This window comes from Streptomyces sp. NPDC005799 (assembly GCF_040630525.1).
GTDB lineage: Bacteria > Actinomycetota > Actinomycetes > Streptomycetales > Streptomycetaceae > Streptomyces > Streptomyces griseorubiginosus_B.
In genome coordinates, this window is record NZ_JBEXXQ010000056.1 from 18,344 (window position 1) to 42,277 (window position 23,934).

At 70.7% G+C, this 23,934-nt stretch carries 25 protein-coding genes and 1 pseudogene; 16 read left to right on the plus strand and 10 right to left on the minus strand.

All coding sequences use genetic code 11. From position 1 onward, the window contains the following. Window positions 1-137 precede the first annotated feature (137 nt). The 4 genes from ABZ453_RS39765 to ABZ453_RS39780 all read left to right on the plus strand — a co-directional run bounded on the left by ABZ453_RS39765 (window position 138) and on the right by ABZ453_RS39780 (window position 4,036). Window positions 138-1,067, plus strand: a complete 930-nt coding sequence (locus ABZ453_RS39765) for an ABC transporter ATP-binding protein (protein WP_359023100.1) — start codon at window positions 138-140, stop codon at window positions 1,065-1,067. Next, the gene (locus tag ABZ453_RS39770; protein ID WP_359023102.1) at window positions 1,067-1,783 is read left to right on the plus strand and encodes an ABC transporter permease; all 717 of its coding nucleotides are present in this window, start codon (window positions 1,067-1,069) and stop codon (window positions 1,781-1,783) included. The genes ABZ453_RS39765 and ABZ453_RS39770 overlap by 1 nt, the downstream gene beginning before the upstream one ends. Window positions 1,784-1,798: 15 nt before the next feature. Further along, the gene (locus tag ABZ453_RS39775; protein ID WP_359023104.1) at window positions 1,799-3,070 is read left to right on the plus strand and encodes a sensor histidine kinase; all 1,272 of its coding nucleotides are present in this window, start codon (window positions 1,799-1,801) and stop codon (window positions 3,068-3,070) included. Window positions 3,071-3,403: 333 nt separating this feature from the next. Then, the gene (locus ABZ453_RS39780; RefSeq protein WP_356763728.1) at window positions 3,404-4,036 is read left to right on the plus strand and encodes a response regulator transcription factor; all 633 of its coding nucleotides are present in this window, start codon (window positions 3,404-3,406) and stop codon (window positions 4,034-4,036) included. A gap of 4 nt (window positions 4,037-4,040) precedes the next feature. Here ABZ453_RS39780 and ABZ453_RS39785 read toward each other — a convergent pair whose 3' ends face one another. The 4 genes from ABZ453_RS39785 to ABZ453_RS39800 form a co-directional block, all read right to left on the minus strand. Next, the gene (locus ABZ453_RS39785) at window positions 4,041-4,832 is read right to left on the minus strand and encodes a hypothetical protein (RefSeq protein ID WP_359023106.1); all 792 of its coding nucleotides are present in this window, start codon (window positions 4,830-4,832) and stop codon (window positions 4,041-4,043) included. Window positions 4,833-4,861: 29 nt separating this feature from the next. Beyond that, complete coding sequence (locus tag ABZ453_RS39790; protein ID WP_359023108.1) at window positions 4,862-5,461, minus strand: SigE family RNA polymerase sigma factor; 600 nt, start codon at window positions 5,459-5,461, stop codon at window positions 4,862-4,864. Between the two features lie 51 nt (window positions 5,462-5,512). Next, window positions 5,513-7,024: a DHA2 family efflux MFS transporter permease subunit gene (locus tag ABZ453_RS39795; protein WP_359023110.1), complete on the minus strand. Its 1,512-nt coding sequence runs from the start codon at window positions 7,022-7,024 to the stop codon at window positions 5,513-5,515. Between the two features lie 119 nt (window positions 7,025-7,143). Next, a complete protein-coding gene (locus tag ABZ453_RS39800; RefSeq protein WP_359023112.1) occupies window positions 7,144-8,349 on the minus strand; it encodes a lipid-transfer protein in 1,206 nt (401 codons plus the stop codon). A 161-nt stretch (window positions 8,350-8,510) separates the two neighbouring features. On the opposite strand from ABZ453_RS39800, the gene ABZ453_RS39805 reads away from it, so the two are divergent. The 8 genes from ABZ453_RS39805 (at window position 8,511) to ABZ453_RS39840 (ending at window position 15,155) form a co-directional block, all read left to right on the plus strand. Then, window positions 8,511-10,244: an MFS transporter gene (locus tag ABZ453_RS39805; RefSeq protein ID WP_359023114.1), complete on the plus strand. Its 1,734-nt coding sequence runs from the start codon at window positions 8,511-8,513 to the stop codon at window positions 10,242-10,244. A gap of 185 nt (window positions 10,245-10,429) precedes the next feature. After that, window positions 10,430-11,080, plus strand: a complete 651-nt coding sequence (locus ABZ453_RS39810; protein ID WP_359023116.1) for a class I SAM-dependent methyltransferase — start codon at window positions 10,430-10,432, stop codon at window positions 11,078-11,080. A gap of 65 nt (window positions 11,081-11,145) precedes the next feature. After that, on the plus strand, window positions 11,146-11,379 hold the full coding sequence (locus ABZ453_RS39815; protein ID WP_359023118.1) for an antitoxin: 234 nt from the start codon (window positions 11,146-11,148) through the stop codon (window positions 11,377-11,379). Next, entirely contained in the window at window positions 11,376-11,795 is a 420-nt protein-coding gene (locus ABZ453_RS39820; protein ID WP_359023120.1) for a type II toxin-antitoxin system VapC family toxin, read from the plus strand. Before ABZ453_RS39815 ends, ABZ453_RS39820 begins: the two co-directional genes overlap by 4 nt. 36 nt (window positions 11,796-11,831) lie before the next feature. Then, a complete protein-coding gene (locus tag ABZ453_RS39825; RefSeq protein ID WP_359023122.1) occupies window positions 11,832-12,818 on the plus strand; it encodes an N-acetylmuramoyl-L-alanine amidase in 987 nt (328 codons plus the stop codon). A gap of 88 nt (window positions 12,819-12,906) precedes the next feature. Then, window positions 12,907-13,689: a hypothetical protein gene (locus tag ABZ453_RS39830; protein WP_359023124.1), complete on the plus strand. Its 783-nt coding sequence runs from the start codon at window positions 12,907-12,909 to the stop codon at window positions 13,687-13,689. Between the two features lie 108 nt (window positions 13,690-13,797). After that, a complete protein-coding gene (locus tag ABZ453_RS39835; protein ID WP_359023126.1) occupies window positions 13,798-14,808 on the plus strand; it encodes an LLM class F420-dependent oxidoreductase in 1,011 nt (336 codons plus the stop codon). Between the two features lie 59 nt (window positions 14,809-14,867). After that, the gene (locus ABZ453_RS39840; RefSeq protein WP_133041315.1) at window positions 14,868-15,155 is read left to right on the plus strand and encodes a hypothetical protein; all 288 of its coding nucleotides are present in this window, start codon (window positions 14,868-14,870) and stop codon (window positions 15,153-15,155) included. 234 nt (window positions 15,156-15,389) lie between these two features. On the opposite strand, the gene ABZ453_RS39845 is transcribed toward ABZ453_RS39840, so the two are convergent. Genes ABZ453_RS39845 through ABZ453_RS39855 form a run of 3 tightly spaced genes read right to left on the minus strand, consistent with a single transcriptional unit; the run spans window position 15,390 to window position 18,636 of the window. Then, entirely contained in the window at window positions 15,390-16,460 is a 1,071-nt protein-coding gene (locus tag ABZ453_RS39845) for a prenyltransferase/squalene oxidase repeat-containing protein (RefSeq protein WP_359023129.1), read from the minus strand. Continuing rightward, window positions 16,457-17,191, minus strand: a complete 735-nt coding sequence (locus tag ABZ453_RS39850) for a class I SAM-dependent methyltransferase (protein ID WP_359023131.1) — start codon at window positions 17,189-17,191, stop codon at window positions 16,457-16,459. The genes ABZ453_RS39845 and ABZ453_RS39850 overlap by 4 nt, the downstream gene beginning before the upstream one ends. Continuing rightward, on the minus strand, window positions 17,185-18,636 hold the full coding sequence (locus ABZ453_RS39855; protein ID WP_359023133.1) for a glycosyltransferase family 4 protein: 1,452 nt from the start codon (window positions 18,634-18,636) through the stop codon (window positions 17,185-17,187). The genes ABZ453_RS39850 and ABZ453_RS39855 overlap by 7 nt, the downstream gene beginning before the upstream one ends. A 210-nt stretch (window positions 18,637-18,846) precedes the next feature. On the opposite strand from ABZ453_RS39855, the gene ABZ453_RS39860 reads away from it, so the two are divergent. Next, a complete protein-coding gene (locus ABZ453_RS39860; protein WP_359023135.1) occupies window positions 18,847-19,476 on the plus strand; it encodes a TetR family transcriptional regulator in 630 nt (209 codons plus the stop codon). Between the two features lie 77 nt (window positions 19,477-19,553). Here ABZ453_RS39860 and ABZ453_RS39865 read toward each other — a convergent pair whose 3' ends face one another. Both ABZ453_RS39865 and ABZ453_RS39870 read right to left on the minus strand, forming a co-directional pair. Beyond that, complete coding sequence (locus tag ABZ453_RS39865) at window positions 19,554-19,790, minus strand: ferredoxin (protein WP_359023137.1); 237 nt, start codon at window positions 19,788-19,790, stop codon at window positions 19,554-19,556. Window positions 19,791-19,796: 6 nt separating this feature from the next. Then, window positions 19,797-21,254: an aldehyde dehydrogenase gene (locus ABZ453_RS39870; protein WP_359023139.1), complete on the minus strand. Its 1,458-nt coding sequence runs from the start codon at window positions 21,252-21,254 to the stop codon at window positions 19,797-19,799. Window positions 21,255-21,413: 159 nt separating this feature from the next. Between ABZ453_RS39870 and ABZ453_RS39875 the strand changes: the two genes are divergently transcribed. From ABZ453_RS39875 to ABZ453_RS39885, 3 genes and pseudogenes are all read left to right on the plus strand, one after another. Next, the gene (locus ABZ453_RS39875; protein ID WP_359023140.1) at window positions 21,414-22,442 is read left to right on the plus strand and encodes an MBL fold metallo-hydrolase; all 1,029 of its coding nucleotides are present in this window, start codon (window positions 21,414-21,416) and stop codon (window positions 22,440-22,442) included. Window positions 22,443-22,469: 27 nt separating this feature from the next. Beyond that, window positions 22,470-22,901 (plus strand): annotated as a pseudogene (locus tag ABZ453_RS39880) (nuclear transport factor 2 family protein); the annotation flags it as partial. Window positions 22,902-22,991: 90 nt separating this feature from the next. After that, complete coding sequence (locus ABZ453_RS39885; protein ID WP_359023210.1) at window positions 22,992-23,315, plus strand: RidA family protein; 324 nt, start codon at window positions 22,992-22,994, stop codon at window positions 23,313-23,315. Here ABZ453_RS39885 and ABZ453_RS39890 read toward each other — a convergent pair. Further along, on the minus strand, window positions 23,201-23,893 hold the full coding sequence (locus ABZ453_RS39890) for a hypothetical protein (RefSeq protein ID WP_359023142.1): 693 nt from the start codon (window positions 23,891-23,893) through the stop codon (window positions 23,201-23,203). The genes ABZ453_RS39885 and ABZ453_RS39890 overlap by 115 nt on opposite strands. Between the last annotated feature and the right edge of the window lie 41 nt (window positions 23,894-23,934).

The following is a 23,934-nucleotide window of genomic DNA, read 5'->3' on the forward strand; positions in this document are numbered from 1 at the left end:
CGCACCGCCATTGTGAAGGCTCCTGACGCTGTGTCAGGTGACGGGGTTCGGGACATTTGTACTGCCCGGGTCCGTACAAGCGCATCTGCCGGGCGGGTGCCGGGGTTCGTAGCGTCGTAGGCATGACAGTCGTAGGGATGACATCGGACACCGAAGCGGCCGTGTCCTTCACGGGGGCGGTCAAGAACTACGGCAAGGTACGGGCCGTCGACGGCCTCGATCTCGTCGTCGCGCCCGGTGAGACGGTCGCGCTGCTCGGGCGCAACGGGGCCGGGAAGTCGACGGCGATCTCGCTGCTGCTGGGGCTGATCGAGCCCGACGAGGGGACCGTGCGGCTGTTCGGCGCGCACCCGGAGCGGGCGGTGCGGGACGGGCGGGTGGGCGCGATGCTGCAGGAGGCGCGGGCGGTGCCCCGGGTCACCGTGCGAGAACTGGTCACCTTCGTCGCCGGGCACTATCCGGCGCCGATGCCGGTCGCGCGGGCGCTCGAGCTGGCCGGGATCGCCGAACTGGCGGGGCGCCGGGTGGACCGGCTCTCCGGCGGGCAGGTCCAGCGGGTGCGGTTCGCGCTCGCGCTCGCCGGGAGCCCGGCACTGCTCGTACTGGACGAGCCGACCTCCGCGCTGGATGTCGAGGCACGGCAGGCGTTCTGGACGTCGATGCGCGGCTATGCGCGCCGCGGCCACACCGTCCTGTTCTCCACTCACCACCTCCAGGAGGCCGACGCCTCCGCGGACCGCATCCTCGTCATCGACCGCGGGCGGATCATCGCTGACGGCACCGGCGAGCAGCTCAAGCGCTCGGTCGGCGGTGGCCTGGTCGCCTTCGACCTCGCCGGCCGCCCCGCGGACGGCCTGGAGCGGCTGCCGGGCGTGCGGTCCCTGGAGATCCGCGGCGACCGGGCCCGGCTGCGCACCGACGACCCGGACGCGACGGTCATCGCCCTCGCGGCGATGGGCGCGATACACGGCCTGGAGGTCGCCCCCGCGTCCCTGGACGAGGCGTTTCTGGCCCTCACCTCATCGGTCACGGAATCGGTCACGGAATCGGTCACGGAGGCGGCGTGATGTTCGACTACCTGAAGCTCGAAGTGCGCCGCACCCTGCGGGACGTCGGTTTCGTCATCGGCGGGATCGCGATGCCGGTGCTGATGTACCTGCTGTTCACCAACCTCGGGGCGGCCGACGGTACTTGGAAGACCGGGGCGATGGTCGGGATGGCCGGGTACGGAGCCGTCGGCTGTGCGCTCAACACCGGCGGCGGGGTCGCCGAGGACCGGGCGATCGGATGGCTGCGCCAGCTCAGGGTGACGCCGATGACTCCGCGCCAGGTCGTCGTCGGCAGGACCCTGACCGGCTCGGTGACCGTCGTACCGGCGATTCTGGCGGTGCTCGCGGCGGGCGGGCTGCTCAACGGCGTACGGCTGGCCGTGTGGCAGTGGGCGGCGATCGCGGGGCTGCTGTGGCTGGGCTCGGTGCCGTTCACCCTGCTGGGCCTGGGCAACGGCTACCGGTTGACCGGCCAGACCACCGGCGTCACCAACATGGCCTGCAACCTGGGCCTCGCCGTCCTCGGCGGGCTGTGGTTCCCGGTCGCCCTCTTCCCGGACTGGCTGCGCACCGTGTCCGCCTACACCCCCACCTACCGCTTCGCCGAACTCGGCACCTCCGTCGCGTCCGGCCACGCACCGGCGCTCGGCGCGGTCGCGGTGCTGTCCGCCTGGTTGCTGGCGTTCGGTTCATACGCTGTGCTGTCGTACCGGCGGTCCGGTCGGACCGTCTGAACGGGGGAGCGACAGATGTACTGGACACGAGGGGCCGCCTGCCGGCTTCGCGAGTGGCGGGCCGCGCGAGCGCGGTGGCAGGCGGACATGCAGGCCTTCAAGGCCGCGGCGAAGGAGGCACGTCGCACCGGCGCCGAGGTGCCCGAGAACCCGGGCCCGCCGCCGACCGCCTTCTCCCTGCTTCCCTGGCTGCTGATGGGACTGGGCGCATTCTCCAACCTCTTCCAGGGAAAGACCCCCAACCCGTGGATCGGCGGCCTGGGACTGCTCGCCTTCAACTCCCTCTACATCTACGTCGCCGCCCGCTCCTTCGTGAAGGAGAAGCGCCAGGCGGCCTCCACCCGGGTGGCGCTGCTCCTGATGGCCGCGATCACCTGCGGCCTCGCCGGCGGCTACGGCGGCAACTGGCTGCTGTTCTTCCCCTTGCTGGGCCTGGCGACGGGTGCCGCGCTGCGGGGCGAGCACCTGCGCTGGTCCGGCACGGCCGTCGCCGTGCTCGCCGGTGTGGTCGCCGCCCTCCGCGACGGCTGGTCCGGCCTCACCATCGCGTACGCCACCTGGATCTCCACCATGGTGACGGCCGCGATCCTCTCCCTCTCCGAAGCGGTGCGCGAACTGCGCGCCGCGCGTGAGGAGTTGGCCCACCAGGCCGTCGAGAAGGAACGCCTGCGCTTCTCCCGGGACCTGCACGACCTGCTCGGCCACACCATGTCCGTGATCGTGGTGAAGTCGGAGGCCGCCCGTCGGCTGGCCCCGCGCGACCTGGACGCGGCGCTCGGGCAGATCACCGACATCGAGTCCGTGGGCCGCCAGGCACTCACCGAGATCCGCGAGGCCGTGACCGGCTACCGCGAGGGCAGTCTCGGCACCGAACTTGACCGGGCCCGCTCGGTGTTGACCGCGGCCGGTGTCGAACCGGTGGTCACGCGCGCCGGCGCTCCCCTGGCCCCGCAGTGCGAGGCCCTGCTGGGCTGGGTGGTGCGCGAGGCGGTCACCAATGTCGTACGGCACTCCGGTGCGACGCGCTGCGAGATCGGCGTGGTCGCCTCGGCCGAGCACGTCCGGCTCACCGTCTCCGACAACGGCGACGGCGAGCCCGCCGCGCCGCCCGCCGCCGGTATCGGCGGCACCGGTCTGAAGGGGCTGACCGAACGCCTCGCGGCGGCCGGCGGCTCACTGACCGCCGGCCCCGCGCCGCGCGCCGGCTTCACGGTCACGGCCGAACTCCCGGTCGAGACCGACGGCTTGCTGGACCCCGAGCCGGCCACGGCACCCAGCGCGCGCTGACCACCCGGCTCACGTCTGCCTCATCCGTCGCTCGGGGTGGTGATGGGGTACAGCGTGCGCAAGCCCTCGTTCAGTGCGTACGACAACGCCGACCCACGGCGGAAGCGCGATGTGCACGTCGTGCGGCCAGGGCACATCGGTCCCCTGCATCCGTCTGGTGGGCAGAACCTGATAGGTGTGCCGGGACTGGGACACGACCAACACGACCACCTCCTTGCCGAAAGCGGGATCGTTCGGACATTCCATCAGGGTTCTTCACATTCACGCTCCCCACGGAACCTATTCCAACCCGCCCCCGGCACGGCCGCGCCCTACCCTTGCCCCGTGGACGAGATGCCCCGGGACCGTCGCCCGGCGAAGAACGTGCGGGTGCTGCTCGCCGAGGACCAGGGGATGATGCGGGGCGCGCTCGCCTTACTGCTCGGCATGGAGCCGGACATGACCGTCGTCGCCCAGGTGGCCTCCGGCGACGCGATCGTGGACGCGGCCCTGACCCACCGTCCGGACGTGGCCCTGCTGGACATCGAACTGCCCGTCCGCAGCGGCCTGGACGCCGCGGCCGACCTGCGCGAGCAGGTACCGGACTGCCGGGTGCTGATACTCACCACCTTCGGACGCCCCGGCTATCTGCGCCGCGCCATGGAGGCCGGAGCCGCCGGTTTCCTCGTCAAGGACGGTCCCGTCGAGGAACTGGCGGCCGCGATCCGCCGGGTGCTGACCGGCGAAACCGTGATCGACCCCGCGCTCGCCGCGGCCGCGCTCAGCGCCGGGCCGAATCCGCTGACCGCCCGCGAGTGCGACGTACTGAAGGCGTCCGTGGACGGCGCGACGGTCGCCGACATCGCCACCAAGCTGCATCTGTCCGAGTCCACGGTCCGCAACTACCTGTCCTCGGCCATCGGCAAGACGGGCACCCGCAACCGGATGGAGGCGATGCGGGAGGCCCGTCAGCAGGGCTGGCTGTGAGCCGTCACCACGACGGCCCCGTCACCCGTGCTTGCTGGTAGGCCGTCCTCTTCGGTGCCAGGCACACGAACCAGCGGTCCTGGGAGCCCTCGGCCGTGCGGATACCTTGCTTGAAGTCGCCGTTGGACAGTTGTCCGGTGACCCTTTGCAGGACCGTGCCCGTTCCGTCCTTCCAGTCGCAGGTGACCTCCTGGGCGGTCTTGGCGATCCGGCCGATCACAAGCCGTTGAGGCGACTTGGAGCCCGGCGTCAAGCCGATCGCACCGGCGTCCATGTCCGTGCTGAGCTGGGCCGACCCCTTGGGCAGCGAGTTCTCGATCACCACCGATTCGTCGCCCTGGTAGCTGCGCTGCACGAAGTACGTCGTCTTGCCCACCAGATCGGCGGCCGTACGCACGGACGCGGGCCATTCGCCCTTGTATCCGCTCATCGCCATCAACTGGGCCTCCGCCTCCTCCTTGTTCCGCGGTGCGTCCCACACGTCGACGTAGACCTGCCAGTCCTTGCCGTCCTCCACCCCGCTCGCCAACTGCGTACGGTGCGGCTCGGTGAGGGAGACGTGCACCGGCGGGTGCGTGACCGCCGGCGTCACCCGCCCCCCGTCCCCGCCTGGCAGCCCTGTCAGCGCCACCGCGCCCGTCGTCCCGGCGAGCGCCAGCGCCGCACCAGCGGCCACCGCCCAGCGCCGGGCCCGGCGCCGTCGGCCACCGCGGATCACCGCCTGCGTGGGGGCTATACCGATCTCGACCCCGTCCGCCGCGTCGGCCAGCAGGAGGGCGATGTCCGTGTCCGTCATGTCGTGGCTCGCTTCCCGCTCCGCACCCATCAGTTCCGCCCCCCGCTCGGGTCAGTCAAAAGAGGCCGCTCCTCATGGCCGGGCCGGGCCTCCACAGGGCCGGGCCGGGTCACCATGTCGGCCAGTCCCGGTATGGCACGGAGTTTCGCGAGCCCCTTGGCCGCGTTGCTCTTGACCGTGCCCACCGAGCAGCCCATCGCCTCGGCCACCTGGGTCTCCGTCAGGTCCTCCCAGTACCGCAGGACCACCGCCTCGCGCTGTCGGGCCGGCAACTCGGCCAGCGCCTTCAGCAGAACCCCTCGGTCGTCGGCCTGCGCGATGCGGTCACCGGTGTCGGCGACCTCGCGCACCAGCCCCGAGTCGTCCTTCGGCGCGAGGAACTCCCGCAGCCTTCTGCGGTGTTTGCGGTTGTGCGCGTTGATCATCACGCGCCGTACGTACGCCTCCGGATCGTCCGCCGAGCCGACCTTGCGCCAGGCCACGTAGACCTGCTCGAACGTCGACTGGACCAGGTCCTCGGCGGCGTGTTGCTCCCCCGTGAGGAGAAATGCCGTCCGCAGCAGCCGCGGCCAGCGGCCGATGAAAAAGCTCTGGAACTCCGTGTCCCGAGCTTCCTTGCGATCCCCCATGGGCACCTCCTAGACATACAAAGGAGTCCATGGGCGGCCCGAACCGTTGCCTCACCCCGCCGAACTCTTCGAACCCGTCCCCGTTCCCGCCGTTCCCGCCGCTTCCGCCGCTTCCGCCGTTCCTGCCGTTCCCGCCTTTTTCGCCTTTTCCGCCGCCGTCTTCCGCGGCAGCCACACCAGCATCAGCGCCACCCCGGCGAGCAGCACCCCTACTCCCGTACGGAACACCAGCGCGTAGCCGTCCGTCAGCGCCCCGGGTGTCCCGCTGTCGCCGGTGCGCGCGGCGGCGATCGTCGACATCACCGCGAGACCCAGTGAACCGCCCATCGTGCGCGAGGTGTTGATCAGCCCGGAGACCAGCCCGGCCTCCCCCGGTGCCGCCCCCGAGGTGGCGAGGGCGGCGAGCGGGGTCGCGGTCAGTCCGGCGCCCAGCATCATCAGGATCCCGGGGAACATGATCTCGGTCAGGTACGCGCCCCTCGACGTCATCGCCGACTGCCAGGCAAAGCCCGCCACCGCGATCAGCGTCCCCAGCGCGGCCAGGTTCCGCGCGCCCAGCACCGGCATGAACCGCGGCGCGAGCTTCGAGCCGAGCACGATCGCCAGGGAGCTCGGCACCAGCGCGAGCCCCGCCTCCAGCGGGGAGTAGTCGAGCACGTTCTGCGCGTACAGCGTCATGAAGTACCACATGCAGAACATCGCGAACCCGGTCAGGAACATCGACGCGTTCGCCGACGACACGGCCCGCACCCGGAACAGCCCGAGCGGCATCAGCGGGGCCGTCGTACGCGCCTCGACGAGCAGGAACACCGCGATCAGGGCCAGTCCGGCGGCCAGCGGCAGCAGGGTCGCGGCGGCCGTCCAGCCCTTGGCCTCGGTCTGCGAGATGCCGTACGCGAGAGTCGCGAGCCCGGCCGTGACCAGGACCGCGCCCGGGAGGTCCAGCCTGCGTCCGTCCCCGTTGCGGCTCTCCGCGAGCCATCGCAGGGAACCGGCCAGCACCACGGCCCCGACCGGCACGTTGATCAGCAGTACCCAGCGCCACGACAGCCCGTCCACCAGCGCACCGCCGACCAGCCCGCCGGCGGCGCCGCCGCCCGCGCCGACAGCGCTCCAGGTCGCGATCGCCCGCATCCGCGCCGCTCCCTCCGGCACGGCGGAGGTGAGGATCGTGAGGGTCGAGGGCGCGAGCACCGCGGCCCCCAGCCCCTGCACGGCCCGTGCGATCAGCAGCTCGCCGCCCTGCTGAGCGAGCCCGCCGCCGAGCGAGGCCAGCGTGAACAGGCCGAGCCCGACCAGGAACATCCGCTTGCGCCCGTACAGGTCCCCGGCGCGCCCGCCGAGCAGCATGAACCCGGCGAAGGCGATCGCGTATGCGTTCACCACCCACTGCAAGCCCTGTGCGCTCAGCCCCAGGTCGGCGCGCATGGACGGCAGCGCCACATTGACGACTGACACGTCCAGCACGACCAGGAACTGCCCGGCGCAGGCGAGCGCCACCACCAGCCAGGTGGGGGAGGCGGTACGGGTGGGGGTCCGGGTGACGTCAGCGGCTTCCAGCATGCCTGTCATGTTCCCAACCCGGTTACACCCCTTGCATCAGGATTTCGCCCCACCCACCCCTCATCCGCCGGACCTAGGCCCTGCCTGGCCCGGCGCCGCCCCGGCGACGGCCGACTCGCTCACGCCCCCGCCGCAGGCTCGACCGCGCGCAGCAGTGTCACCACCGCCGCCCCGCCCAGCCCGATGTTGTGCGCGAGCCCGATCCTCGCGCCCGGGACCTGCCGCTCCCCTGCCTCGCCCCTCACCTGCCAGACGAGTTCGGCCACCTGGGCGATGCCGGTCGCGCCCAGGGGATGCCCCTTGGAGATCAGGCCGCCGGACGGGTTCACCACCCACCGACCGCCGTACGTGGTCGCCCCGGACTCGACGAGCTTGCCGGACTCCCCCTCCCCGCACATCCCGAGCGCCTCGTACGTCAGCAACTCGTTGACGGAGAAGCAGTCGTGCAGCTCGACGACGTCCACGTCCTCGATGCCGAGCCCGGACCGCTCGTACACCTGCCGGGCCGCCTCCCGGGACATGGGCTGTCCGACGACGTCGATGCAGGAGCCGGAGGCGAAGGACTCCTCGGTGTCGGTGGTCATGGCCTGCGCGACGATCTCGACGAGTCCGGTCAGCCCCCGCCTCTCCGCGAACCGTTCCGAGACCACCACGGCCGCGGCGGCCCCGTCCGATGTCGGCGAGCACTGCAGCTTGGTGAGCGGGTGGTGCACGGTACGGGCGGCGAGGATGTCCGCCACCTCGTACACGTCCCGGAACTGCGCGTTCGGGTTGTGCGCCGAGTGCCGGTGGTTCTTTGCGGCCACGGCGGCGAGCTGCGCCTCCGTCGTGCCGTACTTCTCCATGTGCTCGCGGGCCGCGTCGCCGAAGATCTGGGCGGTGGGCGGGGTCATCTCGAAGCCGTGCCGGGCGGCCATGATCCCGTAGTGCCGGGCGACGGGCGAGGTCGAGAAGTCTCCGCCATCGGCTCCCCCGCCCAGCGCGCCCCTCTTCATCTTCTCGAAGCCCAGCGCGAGTACGCAGTCCGCCGATCCGCCCTCGACCAGCTGCCGGGCGAGCATCAGGGCCGTGGAGCCGGTCGCGCAGTTGTTGTTGACGTTGTAGACCGGGACGCCCGTGAGACCCAGCTCATACGCGGCGCGCTGGCCGGCGGTTGAGGGCTGGAAGCAGTAGCCGACGGGAACCTGTTCCACCTCGTCGTACGCAACCCCCGCGTCCGTGAGCGCGGCCCCGACCGCCTCCCGCACCATGTCCCAGTACTGCCAGTCACGGGTCTCGGGCTTCTCGAACTTGGTCATCCCGACCCCGGCCACATATGCCCTCATGGCGCGCGAGATTAGAACACGTTTCATTCGATGACCAGAGCTGACGAATGATCAGATTCCCATGACCCGGTCAAGAATTGATTAGAGGCTCGAAGCAACGGAATAGTTGCCCGTGCATACGAGGTTTACCCAGCACTTATCTTCACTGGAGGCCTCACCCCATGACCCACACGACGAACGACCAGCCCGCCCGGAGAGCGAGCGGGGCCGTGGTCCCCGTGCTCGCCTTCGCGGGGATCGTTGTCGCGGTGATGCAGACCCTGCTCGTCCCGGTGATCAAGGACCTGCCGCAGCTGCTGGACACCGCGCCGAGCAACGCCACCTGGGTCCTGACCTCGACGCTGCTCTCCGGAGCCGTGGCCACCCCGATCATGGGCCGCCTCGGCGACCTGTACGGCAAGCGGCGCATGCTGATCCTCAGCATCGCCCTGATGGTGGTCGGCGCCCTGGTCAGCGCCTTCACCAGCACCCTGCTCCCGATGATCGTCGGCCGTACGCTCCAGGGCTTCGCGATGGGTGCCATCCCGCTCGGCATCGGCCTGATGCGCGACATGCTGCCCCGCGAGAAGCTCGGCTCCGCGATGGCGCTGATGAGCTCCTCGATAGGCGTCGGCGGCGGACTCGCCCTGCCGCTCGCCGCCCTGGTCGCCCAGCACGCCAACTGGCACGCCCTCTTCTACGGCGCCGCCGGCCTCGGCGTCCTCTCCATCGTGCTCACCCTCCTCGTCGTACCGGAGTCCCCGATGCGCGCCGAGGGCACCTTCGACGTCCTGGGCGCGATCGGCCTCTCGGCCGGCCTGGTCCTCTTCCTCCTGCCGATCACCAAGGGCAGCGACTGGGGCTGGACCTCCGGCACCACGCTCGGCATGTTCGCCGCGTCCGCGATCGTCCTCGTCCTGTGGGGCCTGTTCGAGCTGCGCTCCGCCGCGCCCCTCGTCGACCTGCGTACCACCGCCCGCCCGGCGGTCCTCTTCACCAACCTGGCCTCGATCATGGTCGGTGTCTCCTTCTACGTCGTCTCGCTCGTCCTTCCCCAGCTGCTCCAGCTCCCGAAGGCGACGGGCTACGGCCTCGGCCAGTCGATGGTCGTCGCGGGTCTGCTGGTCGCCCCGCTGGGCCTGACGATGATGTTCACGGCGCCGGTGTACGCCCGCCTCTCGGCCAAGTACGGCCCCAAGGTCACCCTGATCCTCGGCATGCTGATCATCGCCATCGGCTACGGCGCGGGGCTCGGCCTGATGAGCGCGGCCTGGCAGAGCCTGGTCATCGCGGTCGTCCTCGGCGCGGGCATCGGCCTCGCGTACTCCTCACTTCCCGCGCTGATCGTGGGCGCGGTCCCGGCCTCGGAGACGGGGGCGGCGAACGGCCTCAACACCCTGATGCGCTCCATCGGTACGTCCGTGTCGAGCGCCGTCATCGGGATGGTGCTGGCCAACACCGCGAAGAACGTCGGCGGGGTCGAGATACCGACCATGCACGGCTTCCGGGTCTCCTTCCTGATCGCGACGGGTGCGGTGGCGATCGGCCTGCTGATGGCCCTGTTCCTCCCGAAGCCGAACCGGGCGCCGCAGCTGCGGGCCAGCAGCGAGGAGGACGCGGCGCTGGAGCGGGCCGAGGAGGCGCTGCGGGGGTTCCGCGGACGCGTCCTGGACGCCGAGGGTGCGCCGGTGGCTAGGGCCAAGGTGACGTTGATCGACCGGCGGGGGCGGCAGGCGGGGGCCGCGGTCTCCGATGACAACGGCAGTTATGAGCTCGCGGTACCGGCGGAAGGTACGTATGTACTGGCCGCGAGGGCGTTCGGGCACGGGCCGCTTGCGTCTGCCGCGTCGCATTCCGGGGAGGAACGGGCGGTGGATCTGGATCTTTCGCTGCCTGGGGAGACTGTTAGCGCGTAGAGCTCGGGGAGTTCTGTCGTTTGGCGGCTGCGGGTTCGTTGTGGCTTGTCGCGCCCACGCGGCGGAGCCGCATATCGATACAGCCCCGCGCCCCTGAAAGCATTGCCCACACCCCCTGTCGAATTGTCGGCCGGGGGTGCGGCAGCATGGGCCCCCAGACGCCCGTACTGACTGGAGGGGACCCCATGACCTCGGCACCCAAGCCGGAGATTCTTGCCGCCTTTGAAGCGGCCAAGGGGTTCATGCCCGTGGGGGAAGGGCTGGCGTTGTACGCGGCCGCGGTTGAGGCGGGGGCCCTGGGGCTTCCGCTGCTGGAAGTGGGCACGTACTGCGGGCGGTCCACCATCCTCCTCGCCGACGCGGCCCGGCAGGCCGGGGTGGTGGCGTTGACCGCGGATCATCACCGCGGCAGCGAGGAGCAGCAGCCCGGGTGGGAGTACCACGACCCGGAGACCGTCGACCCGGAGATCGGGCTGATGGACACGCTGCCGACGTTCCGGCGGACGCTGTACCGGGCCGGGCTGGAGGAGGATGTCGTGGCGCTGGTGGGGCGGTCGCCTCAGATCGCCCAGTTCTGGGGCACTCCCCTGGGGTTCGTCTTCATCGACGGGGGTCACACCGACGAGCACGCCACCGCCGACTACGAGGGCTGGGCCCCGCACGTCGCCGAGGGCGGGCTGCTGCTCATCCACGACGTCTTCCCGGACCCCGAGGACGAGTTCACCGGCCAGGCGCCGTACCGCGTCTACCTCCGGGCCCTGAAGTCCGGTGCCTTCACGGAGGTCTCGGCGACCGAATCGCTGCGCGTGCTACGGCGGACGGGGGCGGGGATCTGACGCGGGGCGGGGCGTCCGCCATTCGAATGACTGCGAAATGACGGCATCGACGATAAAATGCAGTCATGACGACTGCCTTCACCGTGCGGGACGTCCCCGACGACATCGCTCGCACCATAAAGATCCGCGCGGCCGAAGCCGGCCAGTCACTTCAGGGATACCTTCTCGGCCTCATACTCCGGGAGGCGTCCAAACCCAGTCTGGCCGAGATGGCCGCTCGCGCCGAGCGCTACGCGAGTGACCAGGTCGACCATGAGGACGTCCTCGCCGCTCTGGACGAAGGACGGCGGGGCCGTTGATTGTCGTCGACGCCTCCGCGGTCACAGAGTTCCTCACCTCCAACGGCGCACTCGGCGGTCGCGTGCGCGAGCGGATCGCGAGCGAGGACGAGATCCACGCCCCGTATCTGATCGACACGGAGGTGGCCTCGTCGGTGATCGGCATGGGCAAAGGCACCAGAGGCGGCAAGCCGAAGCTCGGAAAACCCGACGTGGATCGCTACTTGAAGGAGTTCGCCGACCTGCCCCTGACTCGCCATCCCGCGCTTCCCCTCACGGCACGCGTGCGCACGCTGGCAGCGAACCTGTCGGTGTATGACGCGACATACGTCGCCCTGGCCGAGGTTCTCGGTCTCACGCTGGTGACCACCGACTCCCGCATCAGGCGAGGCGTCGGACGGATGGCCAAATGCGACATCGTCGACTTCGGCGGCTGAGGGGCAAGACCCAGGCAGCCCGCTAGGGTGGCAGGCGTGTCGTACGTAGGACCGGACTTCGATCCACCCCAGCCCCGCCGTCCCCGCCGCGGCCCCCTCACCGTCGCGCTCGCCGCGCTCGTGCCGGGGGCGTTGCTCGGGTGGCTCGTGTACGCGGCCGTGGGCGGGTCGGGCGACGACGGCAAGGGCTCGGACCAGGCGACGGTACGGTCGTCCACGGCGGGTACGTCCCCCGGTGCCGCCGCCTCCTCACCCAGCGACGACGCCAAGCAGCCGGACAGCCCCAAGCCGACCCTGGCCTCCCCCACTTCCTCCGCGCCCGCCGCATCCGCGCCCGCCGCCTCCGGTTCCCTCAAGGGCAAGGTCATCGTGATCGACCCGGGCCACAATCCCGGCAACTTCCAGCACACGGCCGAGATCAACCGCAAGGTGAACATCGGGACGAACTTCAAGGAGTGCGACACCACGGGCACCTCCACCAACGCGGGTTACACGGAGGCCCAGTTCACGCTGGACGTCTCGCACCGGCTGAAGGCGCTGCTGGAGAAGCAGGGCGCGACCGTGAAGCTGACCCATGACAACGGCTCACCGTCCTGGGGCCCTTGCGTCGACCAGCGCGCCCGTATCGGCAACGTGGCCCAGGCCGACGCGGCGATCTCCATCCACGCGGACGGCGCGGCGGCCGGTGACCGCGGCTTCCACGTCATCCTGCCGGGCATCGTGCACGCGGGCGCCGCCGACACCCGCGCCATCGTCGCCCCCTCCGCCGACCTCGGCGAGCGCGTCGCGGGCAACTTCGTACGCGTCACGGGCGAACCGCCGTCCAACTACATCGGCGACGGCACCGGTCTCGTCACGCGTAAGGACCTCGGCGGTCTCAATCTGTCAACGGTTCCCAAGGTGTTCATCGAGTGCGGCAACATGCGCGATAGCAAGGACGCGGCACTCCTCACCAGCGCCACCTGGCGACAGAAGGCCGCACAGGGGATCTCTGAGGGAATCGTGAGTTTCCTGCGCGGTTAGCGGCGGGCGGGCTGGTCCCGGCAGACACCCTGGTCGGGGGGACGATAGTGTCTACCGACGACGAGACGACTGATCCGAAGGACCTGAAGTGAATATCCGCTCCCTCACTCGAGGCGACGGCGTGGTGATCGGGGCAGCGGTGTTGCTGTTCATCGCGTCGTTCCTCAAGTTCTACTCCGTCGACGGCGTCGCCAGCTATGACGCGAACGCGTGGGACGACCTCGGTACCGGCCTCGGCCTCTACATGGGCGGAGTGATCGGTGCCGCCCTGATCGTCGTCAACCGCGCGCTCCCGCAGCCGCGCAAGGTCGTCGGTCTGGACCTCGGCACGGTGGGCACGGCGTTCACGGTCCTCGTCGCATGGGCCCTGTTCTGGACGCTGGTGGACATCCCCACCGGGGGCAGCGCCGCCGCCGGCCTCCTCCTCGGCTTCATCGCCGCCCTCGTCCTCGCCGGCGCCGCCATCGCCACTCCTCTCGTCCCCGCCCTTCAGGCCGCGCTCGTCCCGGCGCCCAAGCCGCAGGTGACGCAGCAGCCCTACGGGGCTCAGCCGCCCGGGGGCTACGGATACCCGGGGGGCCAGCAGGCGCAGTACGGCGGGCAGCCGCAGGCGGGGCAGCCGTACGGGGCCGCGGCTCAGCCGCAGCCGGCGCAGGCGCAGCCGCCGGCCGGGGAGTTCTCGCCGTTCTGGTTCGCCGTTCCGGTGCCGCGACCGCTGTTCGCGGAGGACGGTTCGCCCACGCCGATCGCCGAACTCGCCCCGGGGACCTGGTACCTGGCCGTCGAGCAGCGCGGTCCGGCGCTGGTCGCGCAGACGCAGGACGGGCGGCGCGGCGTGCTGCAGGACACCTCCGGGATTCAGCGCGGCTGAGCCGCCTCGACGTCGTTCACGGCCTCTCGCCCTTCCGGGCGGCGGGCCGTTGTCGTACAGTCGCAGCCGCCGGTCCGGAATATGACGGACCGTCAGATGGGAGGCGTCATGCGACTCGGGCTGGCTCTCGGTTACTGGGGCCGTGGTCCCTCCGCCGATCATGTGCCGCTGGCCCAGGAGGCCGAGCGGCTCGGCTACGACTCGGTGTGGACCGCCGAGTCGTGGGGGTCGGACGTCTTCACGCCGCTGACCTGGATCGCCGCGCAGACGTCAAGGATCAGGCTGGGGACGGCCGTTGCGCAGATGGCGGCCCGCTCGCCGACCACCACCGCGATGCACGCCCTCACCCTCGACCATCTCTCCGGCGGCCGGGTCATGCTGGGGCTCGGGCTGTCGGGGCCGCAGGTGGTGGAGGGTTGGTACGGGCGTCCGTTCCCGAGGTCGCCGCTGACCGCGACCCGGGAGTACGTGGACGTCGTACGGCAGGTGTTGCGGCGGGAGGGGCCGGTGGCGCTGGACGGGCGGTTCCACTCGCATCCGTACCGAGGGGAGGACGGGACCGGGCTGGGCAAGGCGCTGAAGCCGATCACGCATCCGCTGCGGGCGGATCTGCCGATTCTGCTCGGGGCGGAGGGGCCGAAGAACGTCGCGCAGACGACGCGGATCGCCGACGGGTGGCTGCCGCTGTACTGGTCGCCGACCCGCCCCGAGGTGTACGAGGCCTCGCTCGCCGAGGCTCCGGAGGGGTTCCTCATCGCCCCGATGGCCCAGGTCCGCGTCTGTGACGACGTGCGCGAAGGGCTGCTGCCGGTGAAGACCATGCTGGGCTTCTACATCGGCGGGATGGGGCACGCGGCCCGGAACTTCCACGCCGATCTGATGGCGCGGATGGGGTACGAGGAGGAGGCGCGCCGAATTCAGGAGCTGTTCCTGACCGGGCGGCGCGAGGAGGCCGTGCTCGCCGTGCCGGACGCCTTCGCCGACGAGATCTCGTTGGTCGGCCCGCGGGAACGCATCGCCGAGCGGCTGGAGTTGTGGCGCAAGGGCCCGGTGACGGACCTGCTGGCCCTGGCTCCGGACCCGCATACGCTGCGGGTACTGGCGGAGCTGAACTCCTAGGGCCGCCGCGTACGAAATCAGCCGGGTTTCATTCAGAAACCGGCGGCAATCCGCAAGGTATGTCTCGATACAGCAGCGGCAATCGAGCCGGGGCGGTCATAGCGATCGTCGCCGACATCATGGCCCTCATCCTGGGCCTGTGGATTCTCATGTACCTGCTGGACGCCAACCGCGCCAACGATCTGGTGCAGTTCGTCCACAACGCGGCCAACTGGCTGGCCGGCTGGTCCCGTGACCTCTTCACCTTCGACAAGGCCTGGGCTCGCGTCATCGCAGGCTACGGCCTCGCAGCAGTCGTCTACCTCTTCGTCGGCCACGCCATCGCCGGCCGCATGCAGCGCCACTAGGACGGATGCTGGCCGGCCACACACCCGGCCACACACCCGGCCACACAGACCGTCCATCGTGACCTGCTCCAGTCCCGCGCGCCGGCGATGCTCGACCCTCCCCACCCCCGGATCAGCCAACCCACAGGGCTGGTCGCGCGACCCGGGGGTCCGGGGCCCCCAAACAGCGCCGGGGGCCCGCCTAATGGGCCCCCAGTCACAACTGTCCGGCTGAAGGGCCCGCGGCACGGGCCCTCAGTCGCAGCAGTCCGTTTCCAGGCCCCTCGGCAACTGGTCGCCGCCGAAGACCGCGCACGTGGCCTCGTGGCCGCCCAGGGCCGCGACGGCCAGGAGCAGGGAGCCGGCCGTCCAGGTGGTCAGTTCCTGGGGCCAGACGGCCTTGTCCTCGAAGACGTAGCCGGTCCAGTACAGGCCGCTCTCCGCGTCCCGCAGGTGCTGGATGGACTGGAGCACGTCCAGCGCCCGGTCGGACTCGCCCATCGCCCAGAGGGTGAGGGCGAGTTCGGCCGACTCACCGCCCGTGACCCACGGGTTGGGGACGACGCAGCGCACCCCGAGCCCGGGCACGACGAAGCGCTCCCAGCCCTCCTCGATACGGGACTTGGCCTCGCTGCCGGTCAACGCGCCGCCCAGCACGGGGTAGTACCAGTCCATCGAGTAGCGGTCCTTGTCGAGGAACCGTTCCGGATGCCGGCGTATCGCGTGCCGCAGCACGCCCACCGCCAACTCCCAGTCGGGCTGCGGCTCTTCACGCTGCTCGGCGATGGCGAGCGCGCAGCGCAGGGCGTGGTGGACGGAGGAGGAGCCGGTGAGGAGGGCGTCCGTGGTGGACGTGCCGTCGTCCTCGCCCTTCCAGCCGATCTGTCCGCCGGGCTGCTGGAGCCGGAGGACGTACTCGATCGCGGCGTAGACAGCGGGCCACATACGGTCGAGGAAGGTGTCGTCGCCGGTGGAGAGGTAGTGGTGCCAGACCCCGACGGCGATGTAGGCGACGAAGTTGGTCTCGCGGCCGCGGTCGGTGACGTCGGTGAAGTCGCCGTCGGCGTAGGCCGCGTACCAGGAGCCGTCCTCGTTCTGGTGCCGGGCGAGCCACTCGTAGGCCCGCTCGGCGGCCTCGTGCTCACCGGCGGCGTCCAGCGCCATCGCGGCCTCGGTGTGGTCCCAGGGGTCCAGGTGGTGGCCCCGGAACCAGGGGATCGCGCCGTCCTCCCGCTGTTGGGCGAGGATGCCGGCGACGGTCGCGGCGGCCTGCCCGGCGGTGAGGACCCCGGGCAGGACGAGGTGTTCTGTCCGGGGGGTGGTCACTTGGCGTCCACCGCCGGAAGGTGCGGCTTGGTCGCGTAGGCCACGAAGCTCTTGCCGATGAGCGGGTTCAGCGCCTGCTCGGCGACCCGGGTGGCCAGGGGTTTCTTCATGATGTCCCAGACCAGCAGCTTGTGGTACGCCTGCACCGGCAGCGCCTTGTCGTTGTCGACGCCGAACGCGCACTTGAGCCACCAGTAGGGGCTGTGCAGGGCGTGCGCGTGGTGGGTGCCGTACGGCTCGAGCCCCGCTTCCCTGATCTTCGCGAGCAGTTCGTCCGCCTTGTAGATGCGGATGTGGCCGCCCTCGACCTCGTGGTAGGCGTCGGACAGGGCCCAGCAGACCTTCTCGGGGCCGTAGCGCGGGACGGTGATCGCGATGCGCCCACCCGGCTTCAACACCCGTACCATCTCGGCGAGTACGCCCTTGTCGTCCGGGATGTGCTCCATGACCTCGGAAATGATCACGACGTCGAAGGACTCGTCGGGGAAGGGCAGGGCGAGGGCGTCGCCCTCCATCGCGGTGGCGGTGGCTCCGGCGGGGGCCTCCCCGGCCTCCTTCATCGCCGCGAACCACTTGGCGACCTCGCGGATCTCCTCGGCGTTCTGGTCGAGGGCCACGACCTGGGCGCCGCGCCGGTAGCACTCGAAGGCGTGCCGGCCGGCCCCGCAGCCGAGGTCCAGGACGCGGTCGCCCGGGGCGAGCGGGAACCGGGAGAAGTCGACGGTCAGCACGTGGCCCTGCTTTCGGAGTCTGCGTGGGGTTGGAGGGTGGGGGTGGTCTCCGTCACGGCCGCTGGTCGCGCCGCCACTGGTGGTACGGACGCGGCCGTGCTCGCCGGGGGTTGAGCGGCGGACCTCGCCCCGGCCTTCGCGCCGCGCGCCCCGGCGATGGCGGCACGGTAGTGGGCGACGGTGCCCTCGGCGGCCTTGGCCCAGGTGAACCGCGCCAGCACCCGCTCACGTCCGGCCCGACCCAGCCGTACGCGCAGCTCGGCGTCGCCCAGCAGCCGGCTCAGCGCGGTCGCGAGCGCCCCCGGGTCCCCGGGCGGCACCGCGAGGCAGGTCTCGCCGTCACGGCCGGCGACCTCGGGGATGGCACCGCCGGTCGTGGCGACGAGCGGCGTGCCGGTCGCCATGGCTTCGGCGGCGGGCAGCGAGAAGCCCTCGTAGAGCGAGGGCACGCAGGCGACCTGGGCCGAGCGGACGAGGTCGACCAGTTCGGCGTCGGAGATGCCCTTGACGAACTCGACGGCGCCCTCGAGGCCGTAGCGCTCCATGGCCTGCGCGACGGGTCCCTCGGCGGGCCGTGTGCCGACGACGACGAGGTGGGCCTCGGGGTGCTCGGTGCGCACCTTGGCGAGCGCCTCGACGAGGAAGACGAGCCCCTTCAGCGGTACGTCCGCGCTGGACGTCGTCACGATCCGTCCCGGGACGACGTCGACCGACGCGTCGGGCGAGAAGAGGTCGGTGTCGGCGCCGATGTGGACCACGTGCATACGGTCGTCCCGTACGCCGAGATGGTCGACGATCTCCTGGCGGGAGGTGCCGGAGACGGTGAGCACGGAGGGCAGCCGGCGGGCGACGCGCTTCTGCATGCGGGTGAAGGCGTACCAGCGCCGCTTGGACAGACGCTGCTGCCAGGTCTCGGCTGCGTCCAGCTCCAACTGGCGGTCCACGGTGATGGGGTGGTGGATGGTGGTGACGAGCGGCGCGCCGACGTCCCCCAACAGGCCGTACCCGAGGGTCTGGTTGTCGTGCACGACATCGAACTCGCCGCGCCGGGCGCGCAGATGGCGGCGGGCGCGCAGGGAGAACGTCAGCGGCTCGGGGAAGCCGCCGGTCCACATGGTGGCGACCTCCAGCGCGTCGATCCAGTCGCGGTACTCGTCGCGCTTCGGGGTGCGGAAGGGGTCGGGCGAGCGGTAGAGGTCCAGGCTCGGCAGCTCGGTCAGGGACAGGCCGTCGTAGCCCTCGTCGAGGACGGGATAGGGCTGGGAACCGATGACCTCGACACGGTGGCCGAGGCGGGCCAGTTCGCGCGAGAGATGGCGGACGTAGACGCCCTGGCCGCCGCAGAACGGGTTCCCTTTATAGGTGAGGAGCGCGATGTGGAGCGGTCGCTCGCCGTCGGCGGCGGGATCCTCCTGGCGGCCCGCCTGACTGGCCTCAGCGGTCACTCTGGGCCCCCTTCTGCATGCATTGTCCCGCGAGATTACGCCGGGACGCTAATCTAGAACAAGTTTCAGACTTGATCGTCCAGGAGGCTCTGAATCTACCGGGCGGTAGGGGCACTGTGAGCAGTGGATCAGGTGATTCGCGCCACGACGCACACCCTGCCAGGCTCGGTGCGATCACCAGCCCTCACCGAGTGTCACGGAACGGGATCCATGCCTGTGGAAGCCAAGCTCGAAGCCACCGGGCGCCCAGCCTCCCCGCCCCTCACGGAGCGACAGGAGGCGCGCCGTCGCCGCATCCTGCACGCGAGCGCGCAGTTGGCCAGCCGGGGCGGTTTCGACGCGGTGCAGATGCGGGAGGTCGCCGAGTCCTCGCAGGTGGCGCTGGGCACGCTGTACCGCTACTTCCCGTCCAAGGTACATCTGCTGGTCGCCACGATGCAGGACCAGTTGGAGCGCATGCACGGCACGCTCCGCAAGAAGCCCCCGCAGGGCGAGACGGCGGCGGAGCGGGTCGCGGAGACCCTGATGCGGGCCTTCCGCGCCCTGCAGCGGGAGCCGCATCTGGCCGACGCGATGGTCCGCGCCCTGACCTTCGCCGACCGCAGCGTGAGCCCGGAGGTCGACCAGGTCTCCCGTCAGACCACGGTGATCATCCTCGACGCGATGGGCCAGGAGAACCCGACCCCCGAGCAGCTCTCCGCGGTCCGCGTCATCGAACACACCTGGCACTCGGCCCTGATCACCTGGCTGTCGGGCCGCGCCTCCATCGCCCAGGTGAAGATCGACATCGAAACGGTATGCCGCCTGATCGACCTGACGGCTCCCCAGAACAAGCCCTGAAACTCGACTGGTCGGGCGCCGGTGCCGACGATTCGTTGCACCGGTACGGGGGGTCGCACCAGCCTGCCAGGCGCCTGTTACTCGTCCTCCGGTGGGAAAACCGCCTCCCCGCTGCCCAGTAGCGTGATCACGATCGCCTCCACGGGGCAGTTCTCGGCGGCGTCCAGGATGCGTTCGTTGGCGTCGGTCTCCGGGTCGGCCGGGTGGGACTGCATGGCGGAGTCGAGGCGGAACGCGCCCGTCGCGCGGTGGACGCACTGGGCCGAGCCGATGCAGACGGAGCGGTCGACCTCGACGTGCCAGCGGTCGCCCATGGCGGCTCAGCCCTCCCAGCCGGCCGGGAGGTGGATCATCTTGTGTTCGAGGTACTCGCCGTATCCCTCGGGCCCGAACTCCCGCCCCAGACCGGAGTTCTTGTAGCCGCCGAAGGGGCCGAGCATGTCCAGGCTGAAGGTGTTCACGGAGTACGTGCCCGTACGGACCTGCTTCGCGACCTCGATCCCGTGCGCCACGTCCGCCGTCCACACGCTGCCGCTGAGCCCGTAGTCGGAGTCGTTGGCGATCTTCAGGGCCTCGGACTCGTCGCCGTAGGGCAGCAGGCAGATCACCGGGCCGAAGATCTCCTCCCGGGCGATCCGCATGGAGTTGTCGACGTCGCCGAACAGTGTGGGCTCGACGTACCAGCCCTTGTCGAGCCCCGGCGGACGGCCCCCGCCGGTGAGGATCTTCGCGCCCTCTTCCTGCCCGATGCGGATGTAGTCGAGATTGCGCTGCTGCTGGCGCCGGGCCACCAGGGGGCCGACCTGGGTCGCCGGGTCCAGCGGGTCGCCGACAACCAGGGCGCTCGCCGCCGCGGAGAAGGCCTCGGCGAACTCGTCGTAGCGGGAGCGCGGCAGCAGGATGCGGGTCTGGGCCACGCAGGCCTGGCCGTTGTTCATCCAGGCCGCCGGGACGACGCCGGCGACGGTGGTCGCCACCTCCGCGTCCGGCAGGACCACGGCGGCCGACTTGCCGCCCAACTCCAGTGTCACACGGGTGAGATGGCGGGAGGCGACCTCCATCACGCGCTTGCCCGCGGCCACCGACCCGGTGAAGGCGACCTTGTCGATGTCCGGGTGCCCGACGAGGTACTCGCTGACCTCACGGTCGGCGGGCAGGATGGACAGCACGCCTTCCGGCAGCCCGGCCTCGCGGGTGATGTCGGCCAGGATGTACGCGTCCAGCGGCGACTCCGGCGAGGGCTTCAGAATCACCGTGCAGCCGGTCAGCAGCGCGGGCGCGAGTTTGGCGGCGGCGACGAACTGCGGGACGTTCCAGGGCACGACGGCGGCGACGACCCCGACCGGCTCCCGCCGCACGAGGATCTTCCCGAGGACACCGTCCCGCCTCTCCTCGTACGTGAAGTCGCGGGCGACCGTGATCGCCGCGTCCCAGACCATCATCGCGCCGAGCGCCTGGGCGAGGACGCTCCAGGAGTACGGCGACCCGTTCTCGGAGGAGATGACCCGGGCGAGTTCCTCGTGGCGGACCGCGATCGCGTCCTTGATCCGGGTGACGACCTCGATCCGCTCGTCCAACGACATCCGTGGCCAGGGCCCCTCGTCGAAGGCCCGCCGCGCCACGGCCACGGCCCGGTCGACGTCCTCCCGAGAGGCGTGCGGCACCCGCCCGATGACCTCCTCGGTATGCGGCGAGATCACCTCGATGACGTCCCCGCCCAGGGGATCGGTCAGTTCGCCGCCGATGAACAGCTGTCCGTGTTCCACGAGCTCGGCCATCGCCACTGCCCTCGTTTCTGACGGTGTTTCAGAAACTGATACCAGTTCCACTTCAACTAGGCCAGACCTCCTTCGCAGGGTCATGGGTGTTGCCGCGCTTCGGGTCATTGTGAAACGAGTTCTAGTTATAGTGGGCGATGGCCGTGGAGCGGAGGGTGGATGGTGGAGACGTTCGATCATGGTGGGGGTGTGCGGTCCATCAGGGTGCCCATCCCGGACAATCCCCTCGGCCACACGCTGGTCTATGTCGTCGACACCGACCGGGGGCCGGTGCTGGTGGACACCGGCTGGGACGATCCCGCGTCATGGGACACGCTTGTTCAGGGGCTCGTCGGCTGCGGGACGGCGGTCGAGGACATCCACGGGGTCGTGATCACTCATCACCACCCCGATCACCACGGACTGTCGGGCAAGGTGCGGGAAGCCTCCGGCGCGTGGGTCGCGATGCACGCGGCGGACACGGCGATCGTGCGGCGCACCCGGGAGACCCGGCCCGGGCGGTGGTTCTCGTACATGTCCGCCAAGCTGACGGCGGCCGGGGCGCCGGAGGAGCACGTGGCGCCGCTGCGCACGCCCCGCCCCCGTACCACCCTGCCCGGTTTCTCACCCGCCCTGCCCGACCGGGAGATCGTGCCCGGCGAACTGCTCGACCTGCCCGGCCGGCGACTGCGCGCGATCTGGACGCCGGGCCACACACCGGGGCATGTGTGCCTGCACCTGGAGGAGCAGCATCCGGCCGAACTCCCGGGTTCGGGACGGCTGTTCTCCGGCGACCATCTGCTCCCGGAGATCACTCCGCACATCGGCCTGTACGAGGACCCCGACGACGCCACGGTCACCGACCCGCTCGGCGACTACCTCGACTCCCTGGAGCGTGTCGGCCGGCTGGCCCCCGCCGAGGTGCTCCCCGCCCACCAGTACCTGTTCACCGACGCGGCAGCCCGCGTACGGCAGTTGCTCGACCACCACGAGGAGCGGCTCACCGACCTGCGCTCCCTCCTCGTCGAACCCCTCACGCCCTGGCAGCTGGCCGAGCGGATGGAGTGGAACCGACCCTGGAACCAAATCCCCTACGGATCAAGGAACATCGCCGTCTCGGAGGCCGAGGCACATCTGCGGCGACTGGTGAAGCTGGGGCGGGCCGAGGCGGTGACGGGGAGCGATCCGGTGACGTACGTCGCCGTCTGAGGCCGCTTCCTGTGCTACCACGTCCGTATGGATCATCTTCTCGCCGAACGCGCCTGTGAACGTCTGATCCTCGACTTCGTCCACCGACTCGACCTCGGTGAACCCGCCTCCGTGGCCGAGCTGTTCACCGAGGACGGGGTGTGGGAGTGGCCCCCACCCGGGGACGGACGCCGGTCGGAAGGGCGGGAGGCGCTGCGGGCGTACTTCGGCGCGCGCCCCTCGGACAAGCTCTCGCGGCGGATCATGTCCAACATCCGTGTCACGGTGACGTCCGAGGACACGGCCGAGGCGACCTCGTACTTCACCACGTACCGGATCGAGGGCTGGGACGGCGGCATGGTGCCGGCCGGCGCACCCGTGCAGGTCGGTCACTACGAGGACACCTTCCGGCGCGTCGGCGGGCGGTGGCTGCTCGCCTCCCGGACGTTGCGGCTGCCGTTCGGCGGGCCCACGCCTCGGCAGGGGCGGGGCGCGCTCGAAGCGGTGCGCACCGACCGGGCGCCGTTCGTGCGGTTCGCGGACGGCAGCGAACCGCCGCTGTCGCAGGGGGTGCGTGTCGGGCCGTTCCTCTTCACCTCCGGGCAGGGGCCGTTGGACCCGGTGACCGGGGAGATGCCGGCGGACTTCGACGCGCAGGCGCGGCAGGTGCTCGCCAACGTCGAGGCCGTCGTCGCGGCGGCGGGCGGCGACCGCACGTCGATCACCCGCTGCACCTGCTATCTCGCCGCCCCCTCCTCTCTCCCCCAGTTCAACGCCGTCTACCGGGAGTTCTTCGCCGGCTGCACCCCGCTTCCGGCCCGTACGACGGTGGTGGCGCGGCCGGTGCGGGAGGGGGTGCTGGTGGAGGTGGACGCGGTGGCGTCGCTCGGGTGACCGAGGAGCCTCGGAGCGTCCTGGAGGTCGGCGTGTGGACGCCCCTCCGGGTTCCCCGGATCCCCTGGGTCTCCCACCGGCAGCGGGTCGACGGCCAGCACCCGCTCCACCGGCATCCCCAGCCGCTCCCGGCTGGTGGCGAGGACACGCAGTCCCGGCACGGCCGTGAGCAGATCGGCGACCAGCGTCACGCAGTCCGCCAGCAGGTGCTCGCACGAGTCGAGGACCAGCAACAGCCGCTTGTCGCGCGCCCACACCGACAGCGCCTCGATCGCCGAACCGGTCGACTGGTCGACGAGCCGCAGCGTCTCCATGACGGCCAGTGGCACCTGGCCGCCTGCGCGGAGCGCGGACAACTCCACCAGCCACACGCCGTCGGGGTGGACCTCCCGGGCCGCCCCGGCCGCCCGAAGCGCGAGCCGCGTCTTACCTACCCCGCCGACCCCCACGAGGGTCAGCAGCCGGCCACCACTCACCAACTCCTCGCCCAGCCAGACGAGTTCGTCTCGTCGGCCGACAAAGGGGCGGCTGTCGGGCGGCACGTTCCCCGGACCGGGTGCGTCCTTCTTTCCAGGCACGCCGACAGTGTGGTCGTACCACGTCGGGACATATGCCACAC

What these genes read in the sequence shown, in the direction of transcription:
- ABZ453_RS39805 (WP_359023114.1), top strand. Translation starts at nt 8,511, where the DNA reads ATGACCCACACGACGAACGACCAGCCCGCCCGGAGAGCGAGCGGGGCC.
- ABZ453_RS39840 (WP_133041315.1), top strand. Translation starts at nt 14,868, where the DNA reads ATGTCTCGATACAGCAGCGGCAATCGAGCCGGGGCGGTCATAGCGATC.
- ABZ453_RS39870 (WP_359023139.1), bottom strand. Translation starts at nt 21,254, where the DNA reads ATGGCCGAGCTCGTGGAACACGGACAGCTGTTCATCGGCGGCGAACTG.
- ABZ453_RS39785 (WP_359023106.1), bottom strand. Translation starts at nt 4,832, where the DNA reads ATGACGGACACGGACATCGCCCTCCTGCTGGCCGACGCGGCGGACGGG.
- ABZ453_RS39860 (WP_359023135.1), top strand. Translation starts at nt 18,847, where the DNA reads ATGCCTGTGGAAGCCAAGCTCGAAGCCACCGGGCGCCCAGCCTCCCCG.
- ABZ453_RS39815 (WP_359023118.1), top strand. Translation starts at nt 11,146, where the DNA reads ATGACGACTGCCTTCACCGTGCGGGACGTCCCCGACGACATCGCTCGC.
- ABZ453_RS39770 (WP_359023102.1), top strand. Translation starts at nt 1,067, where the DNA reads ATGTTCGACTACCTGAAGCTCGAAGTGCGCCGCACCCTGCGGGACGTC.
- ABZ453_RS39835 (WP_359023126.1), top strand. Translation starts at nt 13,798, where the DNA reads ATGCGACTCGGGCTGGCTCTCGGTTACTGGGGCCGTGGTCCCTCCGCC.
- ABZ453_RS39800 (WP_359023112.1), bottom strand. Translation starts at nt 8,349, where the DNA reads ATGAGGGCATATGTGGCCGGGGTCGGGATGACCAAGTTCGAGAAGCCC.
- ABZ453_RS39875 (WP_359023140.1), top strand. Translation starts at nt 21,414, where the DNA reads ATGGTGGAGACGTTCGATCATGGTGGGGGTGTGCGGTCCATCAGGGTG.
- ABZ453_RS39780 (WP_356763728.1), top strand. Translation starts at nt 3,404, where the DNA reads ATGCCCCGGGACCGTCGCCCGGCGAAGAACGTGCGGGTGCTGCTCGCC.
- ABZ453_RS39790 (WP_359023108.1), bottom strand. Translation starts at nt 5,461, where the DNA reads ATGGGGGATCGCAAGGAAGCTCGGGACACGGAGTTCCAGAGCTTTTTC.
- ABZ453_RS39765 (WP_359023100.1), top strand. Translation starts at nt 138, where the DNA reads ATGACATCGGACACCGAAGCGGCCGTGTCCTTCACGGGGGCGGTCAAG.
- ABZ453_RS39775 (WP_359023104.1), top strand. Translation starts at nt 1,799, where the DNA reads ATGTACTGGACACGAGGGGCCGCCTGCCGGCTTCGCGAGTGGCGGGCC.
- ABZ453_RS39865 (WP_359023137.1), bottom strand. Translation starts at nt 19,790, where the DNA reads ATGGGCGACCGCTGGCACGTCGAGGTCGACCGCTCCGTCTGCATCGGC.
- ABZ453_RS39795 (WP_359023110.1), bottom strand. Translation starts at nt 7,024, where the DNA reads ATGCTGGAAGCCGCTGACGTCACCCGGACCCCCACCCGTACCGCCTCC.
- ABZ453_RS39810 (WP_359023116.1), top strand. Translation starts at nt 10,430, where the DNA reads ATGACCTCGGCACCCAAGCCGGAGATTCTTGCCGCCTTTGAAGCGGCC.